At 66.8% G+C, this 16,206-nt stretch carries 22 protein-coding genes; 13 read left to right on the top strand and 9 right to left on the bottom strand.

Annotation, left to right across the window (positions count from 1 at the left end):
• Positions 1–76: 76 nt before the first annotated feature.
• The 3 genes from LAQ74_RS14135 to LAQ74_RS14125 form a co-directional block, all read right to left on the bottom strand.
• Positions 77–1,027 carry a glycerophosphodiester phosphodiesterase gene (locus LAQ74_RS14135; RefSeq protein ID WP_224333176.1) on the bottom strand — a complete coding sequence of 317 codons (951 nt, stop codon included), beginning with the start codon at positions 1,025–1,027 and terminating at the stop codon, positions 77–79.
• A gap of 169 nt (positions 1,028–1,196) precedes the next feature.
• A complete protein-coding gene (locus LAQ74_RS14130) occupies positions 1,197–2,525 on the bottom strand; it encodes a CDP-glycerol glycerophosphotransferase family protein (protein WP_224333175.1) in 1,329 nt (442 codons plus the stop codon).
• Between the two features lie 2 nt (positions 2,526–2,527).
• Positions 2,528–3,316 carry a sugar phosphate isomerase/epimerase family protein gene (locus tag LAQ74_RS14125; protein WP_224333174.1) on the bottom strand — a complete coding sequence of 263 codons (789 nt, stop codon included), beginning with the start codon at positions 3,314–3,316 and terminating at the stop codon, positions 2,528–2,530.
• Positions 3,317–3,493: 177 nt separating this feature from the next.
• Here LAQ74_RS14125 and rpiA point away from each other — a divergent pair, with 177 nt between their 5' ends.
• Positions 3,494–4,180 (top strand): ribose-5-phosphate isomerase RpiA, encoded by a 687-nt coding sequence (gene rpiA / locus LAQ74_RS14120; RefSeq protein WP_224333173.1) that lies wholly within the window; start codon positions 3,494–3,496, stop codon positions 4,178–4,180.
• A gap of 122 nt (positions 4,181–4,302) precedes the next feature.
• Here the strand turns inward: rpiA and LAQ74_RS14115 are convergent, their stop codons facing one another.
• Entirely contained in the window at positions 4,303–4,470 is a 168-nt protein-coding gene (locus tag LAQ74_RS14115; protein WP_058583225.1) for a DUF1931 family protein, read from the bottom strand.
• Positions 4,471–4,631: 161 nt separating this feature from the next.
• Here LAQ74_RS14115 and larB point away from each other — a divergent pair, with 161 nt between their 5' ends.
• The 7 genes from larB (at position 4,632) to LAQ74_RS14085 (ending at position 8,518) form a co-directional block, all read left to right on the top strand.
• Positions 4,632–5,399 (top strand): nickel pincer cofactor biosynthesis protein LarB, encoded by a 768-nt coding sequence (gene larB, locus LAQ74_RS14110; RefSeq protein WP_224333172.1) that lies wholly within the window; start codon positions 4,632–4,634, stop codon positions 5,397–5,399.
• Between the two features lie 120 nt (positions 5,400–5,519).
• On the top strand, positions 5,520–5,669 hold the full coding sequence (locus LAQ74_RS20655; protein WP_425498490.1) for a DUF7563 family protein: 150 nt from the start codon (positions 5,520–5,522) through the stop codon (positions 5,667–5,669).
• A 90-nt stretch (positions 5,670–5,759) separates the two neighbouring features.
• Positions 5,760–5,999 carry a GIY-YIG nuclease family protein gene (locus tag LAQ74_RS14105; protein ID WP_224333171.1) on the top strand — a complete coding sequence of 80 codons (240 nt, stop codon included), beginning with the start codon at positions 5,760–5,762 and terminating at the stop codon, positions 5,997–5,999.
• A gap of 107 nt (positions 6,000–6,106) precedes the next feature.
• Positions 6,107–6,766: a helix-turn-helix domain-containing protein gene (locus LAQ74_RS14100; protein WP_224333170.1), complete on the top strand. Its 660-nt coding sequence runs from the start codon at positions 6,107–6,109 to the stop codon at positions 6,764–6,766.
• A 179-nt stretch (positions 6,767–6,945) separates the two neighbouring features.
• Positions 6,946–7,599, top strand: coding sequence for a helix-turn-helix domain-containing protein (locus LAQ74_RS14095; RefSeq protein ID WP_224333169.1), 654 nt, complete (start codon positions 6,946–6,948; stop codon positions 7,597–7,599).
• An 82-nt stretch (positions 7,600–7,681) separates the two neighbouring features.
• Complete coding sequence (locus LAQ74_RS14090) at positions 7,682–8,062, top strand: DUF7344 domain-containing protein (protein ID WP_224333168.1); 381 nt, start codon at positions 7,682–7,684, stop codon at positions 8,060–8,062.
• Between the two features lie 249 nt (positions 8,063–8,311).
• The gene (locus LAQ74_RS14085; RefSeq protein ID WP_224333167.1) at positions 8,312–8,518 is read left to right on the top strand and encodes a DUF7835 family putative zinc beta-ribbon protein; all 207 of its coding nucleotides are present in this window, start codon (positions 8,312–8,314) and stop codon (positions 8,516–8,518) included.
• A gap of 44 nt (positions 8,519–8,562) precedes the next feature.
• Here the strand turns inward: LAQ74_RS14085 and LAQ74_RS14080 are convergent, their stop codons facing one another.
• Entirely contained in the window at positions 8,563–9,150 is a 588-nt protein-coding gene (locus tag LAQ74_RS14080) for an NADPH-dependent FMN reductase (protein WP_224337276.1), read from the bottom strand.
• A 163-nt stretch (positions 9,151–9,313) separates the two neighbouring features.
• Between LAQ74_RS14080 and LAQ74_RS14075 the strand changes: the two genes are divergently transcribed.
• Complete coding sequence (locus tag LAQ74_RS14075) at positions 9,314–10,684, top strand: phosphoglucomutase/phosphomannomutase family protein (protein WP_224333166.1); 1,371 nt, start codon at positions 9,314–9,316, stop codon at positions 10,682–10,684.
• A gap of 8 nt (positions 10,685–10,692) precedes the next feature.
• Positions 10,693–11,178, top strand: a complete 486-nt coding sequence (arsN2, locus tag LAQ74_RS14070) for an arsenic resistance N-acetyltransferase ArsN2 (protein WP_224333165.1) — start codon at positions 10,693–10,695, stop codon at positions 11,176–11,178.
• Here arsN2 and LAQ74_RS14065 read toward each other — a convergent pair.
• Together LAQ74_RS14065 and samp2 are read right to left on the bottom strand one after the other, a co-directional pair.
• The gene (locus tag LAQ74_RS14065; protein ID WP_224333164.1) at positions 11,175–11,564 is read right to left on the bottom strand and encodes a GNAT family N-acetyltransferase; all 390 of its coding nucleotides are present in this window, start codon (positions 11,562–11,564) and stop codon (positions 11,175–11,177) included. The two genes, arsN2 and LAQ74_RS14065, sit on opposite strands and share 4 nt — an antisense overlap.
• Positions 11,565–11,584: 20 nt before the next feature.
• Complete coding sequence (samp2, locus tag LAQ74_RS14060; RefSeq protein ID WP_224333163.1) at positions 11,585–11,785, bottom strand: ubiquitin-like small modifier protein SAMP2; 201 nt, start codon at positions 11,783–11,785, stop codon at positions 11,585–11,587.
• A 106-nt stretch (positions 11,786–11,891) separates the two neighbouring features.
• On the opposite strand from samp2, the gene LAQ74_RS14055 reads away from it, so the two are divergent.
• Entirely contained in the window at positions 11,892–12,860 is a 969-nt protein-coding gene (locus LAQ74_RS14055; protein WP_224333162.1) for a replication factor C small subunit, read from the top strand.
• Positions 12,861–13,099: 239 nt separating this feature from the next.
• On the opposite strand, the gene LAQ74_RS14050 is transcribed toward LAQ74_RS14055, so the two are convergent.
• On the bottom strand, positions 13,100–14,044 hold the full coding sequence (locus LAQ74_RS14050; RefSeq protein WP_224333161.1) for a cation diffusion facilitator family transporter: 945 nt from the start codon (positions 14,042–14,044) through the stop codon (positions 13,100–13,102).
• Between the two features lie 86 nt (positions 14,045–14,130).
• Between LAQ74_RS14050 and LAQ74_RS14045 the strand changes: the two genes are divergently transcribed.
• The gene (locus tag LAQ74_RS14045; RefSeq protein WP_224333160.1) at positions 14,131–14,643 is read left to right on the top strand and encodes a metallophosphoesterase; all 513 of its coding nucleotides are present in this window, start codon (positions 14,131–14,133) and stop codon (positions 14,641–14,643) included.
• Between the two features lie 227 nt (positions 14,644–14,870).
• Here the strand turns inward: LAQ74_RS14045 and LAQ74_RS14040 are convergent, their stop codons facing one another.
• Positions 14,871–15,851 (bottom strand): ArsR/SmtB family transcription factor, encoded by a 981-nt coding sequence (locus LAQ74_RS14040; RefSeq protein WP_224333159.1) that lies wholly within the window; start codon positions 15,849–15,851, stop codon positions 14,871–14,873.
• Positions 15,852–15,958: 107 nt separating this feature from the next.
• Here LAQ74_RS14040 and LAQ74_RS14035 point away from each other — a divergent pair, with 107 nt between their 5' ends.
• Positions 15,959–16,147: a DUF7859 family protein gene (locus LAQ74_RS14035; protein WP_224333158.1), complete on the top strand. Its 189-nt coding sequence runs from the start codon at positions 15,959–15,961 to the stop codon at positions 16,145–16,147.
• The last annotated feature ends 59 nt before the right edge of the window (positions 16,148–16,206 follow it).

Genomic DNA, 16,206 nt, shown 5'->3' with positions numbered 1-16,206 from the left:
AGTGAGGATTACCGAATTACGGAATGAGGGTTTCGAGAGTAAGTAGTCCGAGACGGACCTACGGTTTCGCCGACACTCACCGAGACGGCGCGTCGGGAGTGTTCGGCGACCCCTTCGCCGAGGTCGGTTCGACCGGTTCCGCCGCCTCCGGTCGCTTCGAACCGTAGTGGAGGAGGTTCGGATAGTCCGCGATGAGGCCGTCGACGCCCGCTTGTCGGAGTTGGTCGGCCTGATACCAACTCTCGACGGTCCAGGCGTTGACGCGCCGTCCCTCTTCGTGGGCGATTTCGACGACGTCTATCGGGTCGAACGGCCCCGCGAGATACTCCGCGTTGAACAGTTCGGTGCCGTGCACCATGTTCCACGGCACGTGTACCACTTCACAGTCGTAGCGTCGGGCGGTTCGAAGTCCGGCCTCGATGTCGTCCCAGAACACCGACGCGAGCGGCACCGACTCGTCGAACTCCCGAGCGGCGGCGAGCGCGCCCTCGTGGAACGACGAGACCAGCATCTCGTGGGGGTAGTCGGCCAGCGACGAGAGCGTGCGGTCGACGAACGGCTCCCAGACCTCGCGCCGGGCGTCGAGGTCGGCGGCGTCGAGGGGGCCGTACCGAACGTCGTCGACGCCGGGGTTCTTGAACTCGACGTTGACGCCGACGCTCGCCGGAATCAGGTCGAGAATCTCCGAGAGTAGCGGCACCGACTCGCCGGTTCCGAGCACCTCGAACCCACGCAGCGTCTCGTACGGTGTCTCCCACACTTTCCGGTCGGCGAGCGTCGTCGGCGCGTCCGTTAGCCGGCCGAGGTCGGTGTCGTGGAAGACGACGACCTCACCCGTCGCCGTCGGCATCACGTCGAGTTCGACGACGTCCGCTTGCGGCGTCAGCGTCGCGTCCCCGACGCCGACCGCGCGCCCGAACGCCGCCCGCGTGTTCTCCGGGTAGACACCCGCGAACCCCCGGTGGGCGATGAGCGACACGTCCGTCTCCGTCTCGGTCGTCGTTGCCTGCCCTGCTAGCTGTGCCATGCGTTCGTGTTCGAACCTTGTACCGTCACGTACATCAAACTATCTCCGTTCGCGTACATACCTCTCCTAGTTGACTATATCTCTCCGGAGCGCTTCGCCCGTCACGGCCCATCGTTCCGGTTCACATCCGCCCTCCCGCACACGCTGTTCTGTATCTTTCGGTCGACTGTCAACCACGTCGTTGTCTCACCGCCTCGTAGACGGCGTCCGCGTAGCCGCCCTCGTCGTCGTCGAAAAACCGGTCGCGGACGGCGCGCCGCTCGGCCCCGTAGTCGTCGTCGCCGTCGAGCGCCGATTCGAGCGCGTCGAGCAGTTCGTCGAAGCCCCGCGCCGTCGGCCCGGGCGTCACCGTCTCGTAGTCGTAGTAGAACCCGCGTCCGGCGCGGTACGACTCCAGATCGTACGCGTAGCAGACGACTGGCCTGTCGAGAAGCAGGTAGTCGAACAACACCGACGAGTAGTCCGTTATCAGGCCATCGGTCGCCGGGAGCAACGGGTACACGTCGACGCCCGGCGGGAGTTCGAGGAGGTGGTCGAACGACGAGAGGTCGGCGTCGAGTCGCTCCCTCGGGTGGAGTTTGACGACGAGGTAGGCGTCACGCTCTGCGAACACGCCTTCGAGCGCCGCGAAGTCGACGTGTTCGGGCGCCCGCTTCGCCGGGTCCTCGCGGAACGTCGGCATGTAGAGCCACACCTCGTGGCCCTCGGCGAGTCGCCGAACTCGCTCCAGCGCCGGTTCGTCGGTGCAGAGCGTCGCGCCCGCCACCGACCCGAAGAACGCGTCGGTCCGCGGATACCCCGTCACGACCAGTCGGTCGTCGGGGAGGCCGAACCCCGTTCGGAACGCGTCGCGCACCCCCGACCCGGTGAGCGTCACGAGGTCGTACTGGTCGTACAGATACCGCGAGAGCGCCCGTACTGGTCGCGGACGCTCGGCGAGTTCCGCGTCCCAGGAGATGCGCTTCAGGGGGATACCGTGCCACAGCATCACGAGCGTCGCGCCGCCGACGGCGAAGCGGTTCACGTCCTTGAGGTTGTGCGTCAGGAAGACGGTCCCCGCCCGGAGTTGCAGCCAGATACCCCGCGGCGAGAACGCGTGGTACGCCTCGTAGCCGTGCGTCTGGAGTTCGCGGACGATAGCGGGATTCTTCGTCACCCAGACCGGTCGCACGTCGGGTTTGTCGGCGGCGACCGAGAGGTACAGATACTTCGTGTTCTCGCCGAAGTCGGTGCCGCCGCGCGCACCGAACACCCACAGCGAGTCGTCGCGGCCGACCCGCCGCGTCACCGCGCCGACGACGAAGACGGCGACGGCCTCGAAGAACAGCGAGACGTAGTAGAGCAACTGTTGCCGGCGAGTTCGTCCTTCCATCCCGTTTCCGTCGCGTGTCTCGTCGAACTCCCCGCGTCCGCCCGCTTCTGAGTCGTTCGCCTCGCCCGTCTCTGACTCCTCGCGTCCGCCCGTCACCTCCCCGGGCGGCAACTCCTCGTCCTGCATCCTCAGGCGAGAACCTCGTCCAGTTTTCGCTTGCTGAGTTCGAGGTAGTCGGCGTCGAACGTGTACACTTCCGCGGAGACGGTGCCACCCCAGTTCTCGCGAAGCGGTGCGAGAATCGTCTCGAAATCCGTGGTTCCGGAACCGGTCGGGACGTGTTCGTCGCTCGCGCCGCGGGCGTCGTTGACGTGGACGTGCGAGACGCGCTCGCGGTGGTCGTCGAGAAACGCCGCCGACGCCTCGGCGTCCATCCCGTCGACGCGGGCGTGCCCCGTGTCGAACGTCATCGACGCGTCGGTTTCGGCGAACACGCGGTCGAACTCGTGGACGGTGAAGGAGACGCTCGGAAGGTTCTCGACGCACACCTCGACACCGACGTCTCGGCCGTGGTCGTCCAGTCGGCGTATCGCGTCGAGCATCCGCGGGTGAGTCGTCTCGGCGTCCCATTCGGGATACGTCGCGTGCGTGCTCGCGTGGAGGACCGCTTTCTCCGTACCCAGTTCCGCGGCGGCGTCGAGACACGCGCGGTGTTCGTCGAGTGCGGCGTCGCGAACGCCGTCGCGCGGCGTGCCGAGGTCCAAATCGACGAACGGGAGGTGGACGAGTACGTCGACTCCGGCGTCGTCGACGGCGGCGACGAACGCCTCGCGGTCCAGTCGACTCCGTTCCGTCGCACCGTCCATGTACAGTTCGAGAAAGTCGAAGTCGAACGCGTCGGCCTGTTCGACGGCTTCGAGCGCGGTCACGTCGCCCGTGTGCGTCTGCGTGACGAATCCGCTCCTGATGTCGGTCATTGACTGTTCAGCCGTCTTTTCGTCCGATACTATATAGGTCAGACGGTCGACTACTTGTCGCCCCCGCTGAGTGACTTCGCGGACGGAGTGTCTCCGAAGACGTACCGACTCCACCACGTAACGCTCGCCGTCGCCCGACCCCGGAGCGTTTTTATCGTCGTCGCCGAAGCCTCGTCCATGAAGACGACCGGTGGAAGCGACGAGGCGAAACGACGCGCGGGCGAGAGTGCGGCCGACCTCGTGACCGACGGGATGGTCGTCGGCCTCGGGACGGGGAGCACGGCGGCGCGCGCGATTCGCGCACTCGGCCGGAAGGTCGACGCCGGACTCGACGTACGCGGTGTGCCGACGTCGTTCGCCTCGCGCGAACTCGCCCGCGAGGTCGGCGTTCCGCTCGTCGCGCTCGACGACGTCGACGCGGTGGACCTCGCCATCGACGGGGCCGACCAGGTAGCGGGACTCGACCTCGTGAAGGGTGGGGGTGCGGCCCACGCCCGCGAGAAGGTCGTCGACGCGTTCGCCGACCGGTTCGTCGTCGTCGCCGACCCCTCCAAAGTCGCCGAGACGCTCTCGCACCCGGTGCCGGTCGAGGTGCTACCGGACGCGCGCAGTACGGTCGCCGCCGCCGTTTCCGACGCCGGCGGCGAGCCGACGCTCCGCGAGGCAGAGCGAAAGGACGGGCCGGTCGTCACCGACAACGGCAATCTGGTGCTCGACTGCGAGTTCGGCGAAATTCACGACGCGGCGGCGCTCTCGCGCACGCTCTCTGCGGTCCCCGGCGTCGTCGAGCACGGCCTGTTCGTCGGCCTCGCCGACGAGATACACGTCGGCACCGACGACGACGTGCGCGTCGAATCCGCGTAACTGCGCTTCTTCTGCGTAGCCACGACGCTTCTGCGTAGCCGAGGCTCTCCTCGTCTGTCCGGGGCGCGAGCGCCGCCGCTGGCGGGCGTGGGTTGCGAAAAAATCGTGGGTTATTCGCCGACTTAGAGGTCGCGCGGCTGGACCGTCTTCCGGTCGTTGGCCTCGGCGCGACGGGCGGCGTCGTCGAGAAGCTCTTTGACTTCCTCGTCGAGCGCGTCGTAGAAGTCCGACGCGACGTTCTTGTCATCGAGCGCTTCCTTAACAGCTGCCTTGACGATAAGGTCTGCCATGCAAGCGAGGCTACCGGGGCCTTATTAATAAGATTTCCCAAATCGCGCCGTCAGACCCCCTCGCGGGTGTTCGCGCCCAAATCCGCCGTTGGATTTAAGTAATAGGGGGTCGATGGACCAGAAACGACAGCTACGAGTGCCCTGCGGGCCGAGCGCCTGCTATGCGAGACATTCTGGAGGCAGTCGCCTCGGGGGAACTCTCTCCGGCGGCGGCCGAAGCCCGGTTGGCGGGCTACGCGAGCACCGACGCGGGACGGTTCGACGCCGCCCGCGAGCACCGACGCGGCGTGCCGGAGGCGATCCTCGCCGACGGCAAAATCCCGGAGGAGACGGCCTCGCTCGCGCTCACGGCGCTCGAAACGACGGGACGAGCGCTCGTCACTCGAACCGACGAGGCGACCGTCGCGGCCGTCTCCGAGCGCGTCGGCGAGGCACGACCCGGCGCGACCGTCGACGTCGACGAGCGTGCGCGAACGGTCGTCGCGCACGCGCCCGGATTCGAGCGCCCGTCGCTCGAGGCCACCGTCGCGGTCGTCACCGCCGGGACCTCCGACGCCGCGGCCGCGGGCGAGGCGGCGACGGTGCTCCGCGAGATGGGCGCGACGGTCGACCGCATCGACGACGTGGGCGTCGCCAACATCGACCGCGCGCTCGACCAGCGCGAGGCGCTTCGCGCGGCCGACGCGCTTGTCGTCGCCGCGGGACGAGAGGGGGCGCTCCCGACGGTCGTCGCCGGGATGGTCGACGCGCCCGTCGTCGCGCTCCCGGTCTCGGTCGGCTACGGCTTCGGCGGCGAGGGCGAGGCCGCGCTCGCGGGGATGCTCCAGTCGTGTTCGGTGCTCTCGGTCGTCAACGTCGACGCCGGGTTCGTCGCGGGCGCACAGACCGGACTCATCGCGAGAGCTGTCTCCGCGGCCCGCGACGGGTAGTCGTCTTTACGGCCGCCTTCGTCGCGGTTTTCGCGCGTCACGCGCGTGCGCAACACCTTCTACGTTCCTCGGTCCCGTACACCGAGACACCGGCTGACTGGTGGATGCCGGACCCGAACGATGCCAACCTGCGACTACTGCGGGTCGCACGTCTCCGAACGTTTCGCGCGGGTGTTTGCCGACGAGTACGGGCGTCTCATGGCCTGTCCAGCTTGTTCGGCGAACGCCGGTATCGCGGACGTCGCACGACATCGCGCCCGCAACGCGTAACCACTGTCGGGTACTGAATCGAGAACCACCACGCGAAGCCTTCTGCGCCGAACCGACGCCGTTTAGCGTCGTCACCGTCTGCGTCGACGCGTGCACTACGTCTACGTCGTCGAGTGCGCCGACGGCAGCTACTACACCGGCTACACGACCGACGTGCAGCGACGCGTCGCCGAGCACGACGCGGGTGACGGTGCGAAGTACACTCGAGGCCGGACGCCCGTCGAGTTGGTTCACTCCGAGTCGTACCCCTCGAAATCCGCCGCGATGCGCCGCGAGTACGAGATAAAACAGCTCTCGCGGCGGCAGAAGGAACGACTCGTCGACGGCTAGCGAGCGCTGACGCTGCGACTGAGAGTCGTCGACGCCGAACAGTCGGTCGCTCGGTCACGCCCCGGCTTTCTTCTGCCTCCGCGGTGTATTTAGACCCCGACCGAACCATGGCCGTCGTCACCGAGATCAACATCGCACCGGACTCGTTTCCGCTGGGGACGCTGCTCACCGCGAACGACGAGTTCCACGTCCAGTTCGAGCGTCTGGTCCCCGCCGGAAGACAGGTGCTGCCCATCTTCTGGGCGTGGGGCGGCGAGTTCAAACCGTTCGAATCGCGCGTTCGGGCGAGTCGATTCGTCGACGAACTGACCGTCGTCGAGCGCGTCGGCGACAGGACGCTCTACTCGGTCGTCTGGAGCGCAGACGTGCACGGGTTCGTCGACGGTCTCGTCGAGACGAACGCGGTCATCCTCGGCGCGTACGGCTACGACGACCAGAGTTGGGACTTCCGACTGATGTTTCCCTCCCACGAGTACCTCTCGGCGTTCCACGACTTCCTGCTCGGGAACGACATCGCGTACACGCTCGGCCGCGTCCAGACGCTGAGCGACTCCGACCTGCGAGACCAGCGAATCGACCTGACGCCCGAACAGCGCGAAGCGCTACTGTTGGCCTACCGACGCGGGTACTTCGACTCGCCGAGTCGGGTGACGCTGACGGAACTCGCCGACGAACTCGGAATCACCCAGCAGGCGCTCTCTCAGCGGATTCGACGCGGAAACGAGCAACTCCTCGAACAACTGTTCGCGGACCAACTCGCGGCGTGACCGCCGCGCGGTTACCGTCACCTGGCCCTAAATCACGACACGTCTGGTCGCGTCATCCCGACGCGTCAGACCGCGTCACCCCGACGCCGTTGGGCGACGACGCGGACGCACCGGAGAATATAACGCTCTTGTTCAAACAAGGCCGACACAGATCTAGCCGCCCTGTTTCTGTGCCACTGATGGCCGTTATCGCCGAACTTTCACTACCATCTACTGCTTTCGGCCCGGGTCGACTGCTGACCGACGAACTGGACATCCGCATCGAGTTCGAGCGTCTCGTCTCGCTCGGAACTGAGACGCCTCCGCTGTTTTGGGTACGGGGCGACGGCGTCGACGAGTTCGAGCGACGACTCTCCCGGAGCGACGTCGTCGAACACGAGGTCCTCGACCGATTTGACGACTCCGCGCTGTACGCCGCGACGTGGCGGCGCTCCTCGAACGGGGTACTCGACGGGTTCGAAGAAACCGAAGCGGTCGTCCTGCAGTCGCGCTGGTGTGAGGAGGAGTCGTGGCGTCTAAAACTGCTGTTTCCATCGCACGAACATCTCTCCGCGTTTCACGAGTTCTGCCTCGACACCGAGATTCGCTGCACGCTCGGTCGAATCTACTCGCTCGGCGAATCGGCGGGGGGAAACGTCGACTCGCTCACGGCCGAACAGCGCCGGGCGATACTGCTCGCGCTGCGGGAGGGCTACTTCGACACCCCGAGTCGGACGACGCTCTCGGAGTTGGCGACGCAGTTGGATATCTCCCAGCAGGCGCTTTCCCAGCGCATCCGACGCGGGACGAAAGCCGTCTTCGAGGAGATGCTCTCGGCGTCCGACGACCCGTAGGGTCCGCTCTCATCGACGCGCGGCGACACCTTGTTTGAACCACCCGGCTTACTAACTGGTACCGCACAGTCCTATTACATACATGGCCGGAGAACATTCATCTAATCCTGATTCTCTCCATACGGTTCAGCGGCGCGAGTCACTTCCCTGTACCGTCGAGGAACTGTTCGAGGCGTTCGGGAATCCGGTCCGGCGATGGACGCTCTCGCATCTGCACTCGACGCCCCGCAAGGCCGTCTCGACGGACGAACTCGCCGAACGCTGCGCCGAAGCCGAGAACACCGCCGACGACCCCGAGCGACTCGCGTTCGCGCTGCACCACACCCACCTCCCGAAACTCGACGACGTCGGCTTTCTCGACTACGACCCCGACGCCGGTACGGTACGCGGACCCGACGCAGACGTCGTCGAGGCGAGCGTCGACGAGTTGCGTTCCTGTCTCTCCGAAGTCGTCGAGGAGTAGTCTCGAACCCGGTCCCCGCTCCGTCACCGGTTTGTACCACTTGTCTCAACAAGGAGTTGGGCTATCGGTCCGTCTCCCGGCAGTTCACACGGTCGCTGACGTGAGGCCCGCCGAGACGGGTTCCGACGCGAACCTACGGACGGCTTCGAGAACAGGGGGTGCTCTCGGCGGCGTCGGCGACCCGACACATCAGTACTGCGCACAAGTACACAAGCCTCGCACACGAGCGGAGAGACGACACACTCAGCGATGAGTACGAGAAGGGAACCACACGTCGACGCCAGACGGGAGTACTGCACGGCCTGCGGCGACCACACGCCGCACGAAGTGACTATCGAACAGGCGAATCGTCACACCGACGCCACGTCCGAAGAGAATCGGAAGTACGCGAAGGTTCCGCGTCGCCGAAGCGAGTGCAAGCGCTGCGGAACCGTCGACGAGGAGACACTCGTCTGATCCCGCTGCGCCTCGACTCGGCGGTCCGGAGCCCCGAAACACCCTCAGTCGCTCGCGAACGGGCTGTTTCCGGCGCTCACTTGCGTCGCGTGTTCCGCCACCGTTCGACCGAGTTTCTCGATACGTTCCTCGATGGCTTCGTCGACGAGTTCGTACGCCGGTTCGCCGTTCGTCGCCGGTTCGCTCCGATCTTCGAACTTCTCGTAGGCTTTGCGGATACCGACCTGGTTCGGGAGGACGTAGCCGTGGACGCCGCGAACCGTGCTGCGCATGTGTTCGAGCGTACTCCCGTACGACCCGCCGCCGGCCGTTGCGAGCAGGCCGACGACGGTGTCCTCGTACTCGTCGAAGGAGCAGTAGTCGTGAAAACTGCGGAACGCCGAGGAGTACGACCCGTGGTAGACGGGCGACCCGAGGATGACGCCGTCGGCCTCGCGCATCCGCCGCATCAGGTCGGCGGACTCGCCCTGTTCGTCTCTGTCGGGGTGGTACAGCGGAAGGTCGACCGCACCGAGGTCGATGAAGTCGGTCTCGACGCCGGTCTCGGCGGCGGCGTTCAGGGCGTACTTCAACGCTTCGCGGGTGTAACTGCCGTCGCGACGACTCCCGGAGACTGCGAGGACGCGTGTCATTGCTTTCGCTTCGACTCCGACGCTCAAAAGGTCGTTGAACGGCCGCTCGTCGCTCTCTTCCGTTGACACGCGGGGGATCGTCCGTTTCCGCTCGGTCCCGTCGTCCGGTTTCGACCGGGAACTCGCAGGAGGTTTTTTTGCTCGCCCCGTGGGACGTAGCCGTATGGACGCGATCTCTTTCGGAACCGACGGGTGGCGAGCGACGCTCGACACGTTCACCGACGACCGAGTCCGCATCGTCGGACAGGCCGTCGCCGACTACCTCCGCGACGAGGGGTACGACGACCCCGTCGCCGTCGGCTACGACGCCCGCGAGTCCTCGCCCGGCTTCGCCGAGAGCCTCGCCGAGGTGCTCGCCGACAACGGCTTCGACGTACTCCTTCCGGAGCGCGACTGTCCGACGCCCACCGTCGCGTGGAACATCGTCTCGCGCGGCCTCTCGGGCGCGCTGATGGTGACGGCGTCGCACAACCCGCCGGAGTACAACGGCGTGAAGTTCATCCCCGACGACGGCGCGCCTGCGCTCCCGGCGGTGACGATGGCCGTCGAGGAGCGTCTCGCGGAACCGCGCGACCCAGTTGACGACCGCGGCGAGATACGGCGCGTCGACTTCGTCGCCGAGCACGCCGAGCACGCCCGCGACCTCGTCGAGGCGGACCTCTCGGGAACGACCGTCGTCTACGACGCGATGCACGGCAGCGGCCGCGGCGTCACCGACGCGCTGCTCGAATCCGCCGGGGCCGACGTCGTCCGCCTCCGCTGCGGCGACGACCCGACGTTCGGCGGCGAGTCGCCCGAACCGAGCGAGGAACTCCTCACGGATCTCGTCGATGCCGTCGCCGAACACGACGCGGCCCTCGGCGTCGCCAACGACGGCGACGCGGACCGTCTCGCGGTCGTCACGCCCGGCCGCGGCTTCCTCGACGAGAACCTCTTCTTCGCCGCGCTGTACGACGCGCTGTTGGAGGACGAGTCCGGCCCCGCGATTCGGACGGTGTCGACGACGTTCCTCATCGACCGCATCGCCGAGGCCCACGGCGAGGAGGTCGTCGAGACGGCGGTCGGCTTCAAGTGGGTGGCGCAGGCGATGGGCGAACACGACGCGCTCGTCGGCGGCGAGGAGTCGGGCGGCTTCAGCGTCCGCGGCCACATCCGAGAGAAAGACGGCGTCCTCGTCTCGCTTCTGGCGGCCGCAATCGCCGCCGAGGAGTCGTTCGACTCGCGGGTCGACCGTCTCGAAGCCGAACACGGCGAGATTCACGCCGACAAGGTGAGCGTCGACTGCCCCGACTCGGAGAAAGCCCGCGTGCTCGACGACCTCGCAGACGAGATTCCCGACGAGGTCGCGGGGCGCGAGGTGTCGAAGGTCGTCACGCTCGACGGGTTCAAACTGCTGCTCGAAGACGGGTCGTGGCTGCTCGTCCGCCCGAGCGGGACGGAACCGAAGATGCGTGTCTACGCCGAGTCCGACAGCGCCGACAGCGTCGCCGACCTGCTCGCTGAGGGGCGAAAACTCGTCGCCTCGCTCGTCTGAGGGCACCGATGTCCCGGAGCCTCTCGGTTCGACCGGTCTCGGAGTCGGAGCTCGAAACCGTCGCGTCGGTGCTCCGACGGACCGGTCTCCCGTCGGACGACGTTCGGACCACACCCGCGCGGTTCTTCGTGGCTGCCGTCAACGGCGAGTCCGTCGGCGTCAGCGGGGTCGAACTGCGCGGGGACGCCGCGCTCCTCCGCTCTGTGGCTGTCGAAACGGACGCTCGCGGAACGGGATACGGGCGTGTACTCGTCGCCACGGCCGCCGACCACGCCGCAGAGCGCGGTATCGAGACGCTCTATCTCCTCACCGAGACTGCATCCGGCTACTTCGAGTCGCTCGGTTTCCGACGGTGCGAGCGAGACGACGTCCCCGCGGCGATACGAGATACGACCCAGTTCGACGACCTCTGTCCCGAGTCGGCCGTCTGCATGCGTGCTCCGACCACGGCGGTCCTCGAAGCCGCCCGCGACGGCGGTCGAACCGACCGTTAGTCACGTGCTCGCTTCTCTCCCCACAGTCGTCCGTTCCGCTCGCGTATCTCGAACCCAAGCGACTCATAGAACTCCCGCACTCGGGGGTCGAACGCCGCCGTCAGGTGACCGGTTCGAGAGAGCGCGCCGCGGACGAGCGCGCTCCCCACACCTTCGGCACGATGCCGTCGCCGAACCGCGACGGCCTCGACGTGATCGTCGTCGCGGACGAGCGCGCCGACGACGTGGCCGCCTCGCTCGGCGACGAGCACCGAGTCGGTGCCGAGTCCGGCTTCGACTGTCTCGGCGTCGGCTTCGAGCACCGCACCGTCGAGGACGCGCATCACGTCGACGAGTTCGTCGTCCGTGGCGACTCTGACGGTCGCTGTCCGCTCTCCGTCGGTCATATTTGACTCTCGAACGTTCGTCACCCGCCCTTGATGAGGCGAAGCACCTTCACCCGGTCGGCCTCGACGGGTTGGTCTTCGGGCACCGGACGGCCGTCGACGAGCACCGACACCTCGTGGGGGCTGAGGTCGACGGCCGAGACGAGGTCGGCGTACGTCGCGTCGTCGGCGACGGCCACTTCGCGGCTTCCCTCGCCGACTATCTCCACGCTCACGTCCATGTTCGCGATGGGTCTCGCGGCGGTTTCAGCGTTTCCGTCCGGCGCTCTCCTCTCACCTCGCGGTCGTCTCGGGGAGTTTATGGGGTGACCGACTCCTTCCTATGGTATGAGCGAGGCCGAGGGAACGCCGGGTCGCGAAATCTGGATCGAGAAGTACCGCCCGCAGACGCTCGACGAGGTGGTCGGACAGGACCGCATCGTCGAACGCCTCCAGAGCTACATCGAACAGCGCGACCTGCCGCACCTGCTGTTCGCCGGACCGGCGGGCGTCGGGAAGACCACCTGCGCCACCGCCATCGCCCGTGAGGTGTACGGCGACGACTGGCGCGGCAACTTCCTCGAACTCAACGCCTCCGACGAACGCGGCATCGACGTGGTGCGCGACCGCATCAAGAACTTCGCGCGCGCCTCCTTCGGCGGTCACGACTACCGCATCATCTTCCTCGACGAGGCCGACTCGCTGACGAACGACGCACAGTCGGCGCTTCGCCGGACGATGGAGCAGTTCGCCGACAACACCCGCTTCATCCTCTCGTGTAACTACTCCTCGAAGATCATCGACCCGATCCAGTCGCGGTGCGCCGTCTTTCGGTTCTCGCCGTTGGGCGACGCCGCCGTCGAGGAGACGGTTCGCCACATCGCCGACACGGAGGGCATCGAGTTGACAGACGACGGGGCCGACGCGCTCGTCTACGCGGCCAACGGCGACATGCGCCGCGGCATCAACTCGCTGCAGGCGGCGGCGACGACCGGCGAGACCGTCGACGAGGAGGCCGTCTACGCCATCACCGCCACGGCGCGCCCCGAGGACATCGAGGAGATGGTGACGCGGGCGCTCGACGGCGACTTCGCGGCCGCGCGGTCGAAACTCGACCACCTGCTCACCGACGTGGGGATGGCAGGCGGCGACATCATCGACCAGCTCCACCGCTCGGTGTGGGAGTTCGACCTCGACGACCGCGCGGCGGTCCGCCTGATGGAGCGCATCGGCGAGGCCGACTACCGCATCACCGAGGGCGCGAACGAGCAGGTCCAGTTGGAGGCGCTTCTGGCGTCGCTCGCGCTCGACGACTGAGCCCTCGCGGCGGCCGTCCGCGTTGCGTCCTCCGCGCGACGACATGTATCGGCAGGTGAGAACGTTGGCAGAATTTATATATCGGCCCGTGCTATCCGAAAACGGGGTGGTGTCGATACGATCGGACACCGACGCCTCGGTGCGACGTTCGTCGCGCCAAGTGCGTTTTTCTCGCGTTCGCTGGTACTATCCAGCGGTTCGTTTCCTTCTCCGTACGCCATCAGCTCGTCCCGCGCCGCTCAGACTTCGGGTTCGATGTTGACGTACGAGACCCGTTTGTCGGCCGCTTCGAGCTTCGACTTTAGCTGGGCGATGTCTTCGTCGATGTCGCCGGTGACGAGTTCGCCGTCGAACCGCACCTCGGCGGTGACGAGCGCCTTTTCGGCCCCGACGTACACCGAGCGGAAACTGTCGATTCCCGTCACGCCGGGGTGGTCGGCGATGACCGCTTCGAGTTTCTCTTCGATATCCTTCGGGAGGCTCTCGCCGATGAGCAGGCGCTTGTTCTCCCACGCCAGCGCGATAGCGAAGCCCATCAGCAGGAATCCGATGACGAGCGACGCGACGGCGTCGTAGATCGGCGCGTCGAGGAAGTACGACAGCAGGACGCCGACGAGCGCGATGGCCGCACCGCCGAGTGCGATGGCGTCCTCGGTGAAGGCCGTCAGCGTCGTCACGTCACTCGTCTTGCGGAACGCCTCGGGGATGCCGCTCCACTCGAACTCGTCGATCTGCCGCTGGAGTTCGCCGTTGGCCTTCACGAACGCGTACGTCTCGAAGGCGATGGCGCCGACGAGGACGACGACGTTCACCCAGACGGAGTTGAAACTGAATCCGAGAAAGTCGACCATCTGATACCCGGCCCCGTGTCCGGGGTGCATGATGGCGTTGTAGCCGTGTTTAGCGCTCTCCCACCCGGCGATGCCGAACAGCATCACCGCGACGAGGAAGCTGTAGAAGAACTGCGACTTCCCGTAGCCGAACGGGTGCTGTCTGTCCGGGTCTTTACTGCTGTACCGGATACCGACGAGGAGGAACACCTGATTGCCGGTGTCGGAGATGGAGTGATACGTCTCGGAGAGCATCGAGGGGCTACCGGTCAGCAGATATCCCAGAAACTTCATCACCGCGATAGCGCCGTTCGCTATCAGCGCGGCGATGACGACCGATTTGCTTCCTGCCATGGCCAATCGGTCACGGCGCTAACTGATAGCCGTTCCGCCCGACAGCCAGCGGGTGGTTTCAGTATCCGTCGGTTCCTACACCCGCTGTGCTCACCGTCGTCTCCGACACACACGCGACCGATTCGCATCGACTCCGTGGGAGAACGCTCCGGGCCGTCCGCGATGCCGAACTGGTTATCCACGCGGGCGACTTCATGGCCGAACCGGTGCTCGACGCGTTCGTCGACGAAGCCGAGACGCTCCGCGGCGTCTACGGGAACAACGACGACGCCGGGATTCGCGAGCGACTGCCCGCCGCCCGGACCGTCGAGTACGGCGGAGTCCGATTTGCGGTCACGCACACACGACGCGGCGGCGACACGGCGCTCGCGCTGTTCGGGCGCGAACGCGACGCCGACGCGGTCATCTTCGGCCACAGTCATCAGCCGAGATTCGACGCGACGGGCCCGTTGGCGCTTCTGAATCCGGGGAGTCACGCCGAACCGCGCGGCTATCGGGCGGCGCACGCCGAGTTGGAACCCGAAGGCGACGGGCTTCGCGGCCGCCTCTGTACGCCCGACGACGACGTGTTCGAGCGGTTCCGCATCGACCCGAAGTAGCGACTGCTCCCAGACGTATCGGCGATGAGGTGAGAGGGAGGAGGGCGAGTGGAGGGCCGGAGGGTTGGAGGGCCGTTGAACCGCCTCGTTCGGCCCGTCGGCCAGCACGCAGACCGACGCGACGTCGAGGGGAGGTGTCGCCGCGTCGGGCCGAAGCGAGGCGGTTGCACACTCAGCTACAGCCTCGGGTATCAAATACGCACCGTAAGGTCAAACGCTCGTTTCACCTACCGCCGCGACAGGACGAACAGCGCGACGAAAAGCACCGCGACGCCGCCGAGGAAGAACAGGAAGCCGGGTGAGGCGACGAGTACCTCGACGAGCGGCTGTCCGCCGGCGTCGAGAGCCTCGCCCGAAAACTCGGTGGCGGTGTCGGCGGCCGCCTGTGTCGTCGTCCCCCCGCCGTCTGTCGCCGTCGAGTCGGCAACGGTCTCCGTGGACTCTGCGGTTCGAGTCGACTCGGTCGAGACCTGCGTCGATTCCGCGTCCGCCTCCGCCGTCGTCTCGGTCGGTTCAGTACCCGTTGTCGTCTCGGTCGGTTCAGTACCCGTTGTCGTCTCGCCGGCGGCTTCGTCCGTCTCGCCGCCGCCGCTCTCGTTGCTGTCGGTGCTGACGTCGTACTCGCCGCCGTCGCTTCCGCTTCCGTCGTCGCCGCTGTCGCCCGTGCTGCCGCCACCGGCGTCTCCCGAATCGCCGGACGTGTACTCGCCGCCTTGGCCCTCCGCTCCGCTGTCGGAACCGAGCGCGAACGGGGCGAGCTCGGCGGTCGGGCCGCCGAGAATCCGGTCGACGGCGAGGCTGGCGACGCCGAGGACGCCGACGCCGCCGACGAGTCGCGAGAGGAGCGCACGCAGGCCGTTCGTCTCCGCTTCCCGTCCGGCGACGACGACGAGCGCCCTGTCGGACGGGCCGTACACCTTCATCTCGCGGCCCTTCTCCGAGTAGGCGGTGCCGACGACTTCGACGATGCCGGCGTCTTCGAGGTTTCCGAGGTGGTACTGGACGTTCTGTAGCGACGTGTCGACGCGACCGGCGAGTTCGGCGGGCGTCGTCGGTTCCTCGTGGAGTTCGGCGAGGACGCGTCGGGCGGTCCGCGACGAGAGCGCCGAGAGCAACTCGTCGGCGGCGTCGCTGTCGAGGCCGATGACGCGCGGGTCGCCGGGGTCTGCGTCGGAGGTGTCGGGAGTGGAGGGCAACAGACCGGCCATCTACGCGTCGATTCCGAGGCGGTACACAAGAGCGTTCCCCTCACCTCGGCGTCTCCTCGTCCCGGCCGGGCGAAACGGCTATAGGGCCGCCGCGGTGAGTGGTCGCTATGTCCGAATCGTCGTCCGTCGTCGCCCAAGGGTCTCTCGTCGACACCGTCGTCGAGGCGCTCGGCAACGACCCGGTGTTCGTCGGCCTCGTCGTCGTCATGCTGCTCTTCGTCTTCTTCGCGTATCTGTTCGTCCGGCGGACTGTCACGGGCCTCCAGCAGGGGTATCAGGAAGGCCGTCGCCGCTGACTCCGACTGTCGAGCACCCGCCGGCGACCCCGAACTCGCGTCGAAACTCGCGATTCCCG

Origin of the sequence: Haloprofundus halobius, from assembly GCF_020097835.1 — an archaeon.
GTDB lineage: Archaea > Halobacteriota > Halobacteria > Halobacteriales > Haloferacaceae > Haloprofundus > Haloprofundus halobius.
This window is presented reverse-complemented; position numbering and strand designations above follow the sequence as displayed.

Bases quoted from the DNA above. Each gene is read 5' to 3' on its own strand.
- LAQ74_RS14065 (WP_224333164.1), bottom strand. From the start codon at position 11,564: ATGACCGACGGAGAGCGGACAGCGACCGTCAGAGTCGCCACGGACGAC.
- rpiA (WP_224333173.1), top strand. From the start codon at position 3,494: ATGAAGACGACCGGTGGAAGCGACGAGGCGAAACGACGCGCGGGCGAG.
- LAQ74_RS14095 (WP_224333169.1), top strand. From the start codon at position 6,946: ATGGCCGTTATCGCCGAACTTTCACTACCATCTACTGCTTTCGGCCCG.
- LAQ74_RS14135 (WP_224333176.1), bottom strand. From the start codon at position 1,027: ATGGCACAGCTAGCAGGGCAGGCAACGACGACCGAGACGGAGACGGAC.
- LAQ74_RS14075 (WP_224333166.1), top strand. From the start codon at position 9,314: ATGGACGCGATCTCTTTCGGAACCGACGGGTGGCGAGCGACGCTCGAC.
- LAQ74_RS14125 (WP_224333174.1), bottom strand. From the start codon at position 3,316: ATGACCGACATCAGGAGCGGATTCGTCACGCAGACGCACACGGGCGAC.
- LAQ74_RS14040 (WP_224333159.1), bottom strand. From the start codon at position 15,851: ATGGCCGGTCTGTTGCCCTCCACTCCCGACACCTCCGACGCAGACCCC.
- LAQ74_RS14090 (WP_224333168.1), top strand. From the start codon at position 7,682: ATGGCCGGAGAACATTCATCTAATCCTGATTCTCTCCATACGGTTCAG.
- arsN2 (WP_224333165.1), top strand. From the start codon at position 10,693: ATGTCCCGGAGCCTCTCGGTTCGACCGGTCTCGGAGTCGGAGCTCGAA.
- LAQ74_RS14080 (WP_224337276.1), bottom strand. From the start codon at position 9,150: ATGACACGCGTCCTCGCAGTCTCCGGGAGTCGTCGCGACGGCAGTTAC.
- LAQ74_RS14130 (WP_224333175.1), bottom strand. From the start codon at position 2,525: ATGCAGGACGAGGAGTTGCCGCCCGGGGAGGTGACGGGCGGACGCGAG.
- LAQ74_RS20655 (WP_425498490.1), top strand. From the start codon at position 5,520: ATGCCAACCTGCGACTACTGCGGGTCGCACGTCTCCGAACGTTTCGCG.
- LAQ74_RS14050 (WP_224333161.1), bottom strand. From the start codon at position 14,044: ATGGCAGGAAGCAAATCGGTCGTCATCGCCGCGCTGATAGCGAACGGC.
- LAQ74_RS14115 (WP_058583225.1), bottom strand. From the start codon at position 4,470: ATGGCAGACCTTATCGTCAAGGCAGCTGTTAAGGAAGCGCTCGATGAC.
- LAQ74_RS14035 (WP_224333158.1), top strand. From the start codon at position 15,959: ATGTCCGAATCGTCGTCCGTCGTCGCCCAAGGGTCTCTCGTCGACACC.
- LAQ74_RS14085 (WP_224333167.1), top strand. From the start codon at position 8,312: ATGAGTACGAGAAGGGAACCACACGTCGACGCCAGACGGGAGTACTGC.
- LAQ74_RS14055 (WP_224333162.1), top strand. From the start codon at position 11,892: ATGAGCGAGGCCGAGGGAACGCCGGGTCGCGAAATCTGGATCGAGAAG.
- larB (WP_224333172.1), top strand. From the start codon at position 4,632: ATGCGAGACATTCTGGAGGCAGTCGCCTCGGGGGAACTCTCTCCGGCG.
- LAQ74_RS14100 (WP_224333170.1), top strand. From the start codon at position 6,107: ATGGCCGTCGTCACCGAGATCAACATCGCACCGGACTCGTTTCCGCTG.
- samp2 (WP_224333163.1), bottom strand. From the start codon at position 11,785: ATGGACGTGAGCGTGGAGATAGTCGGCGAGGGAAGCCGCGAAGTGGCC.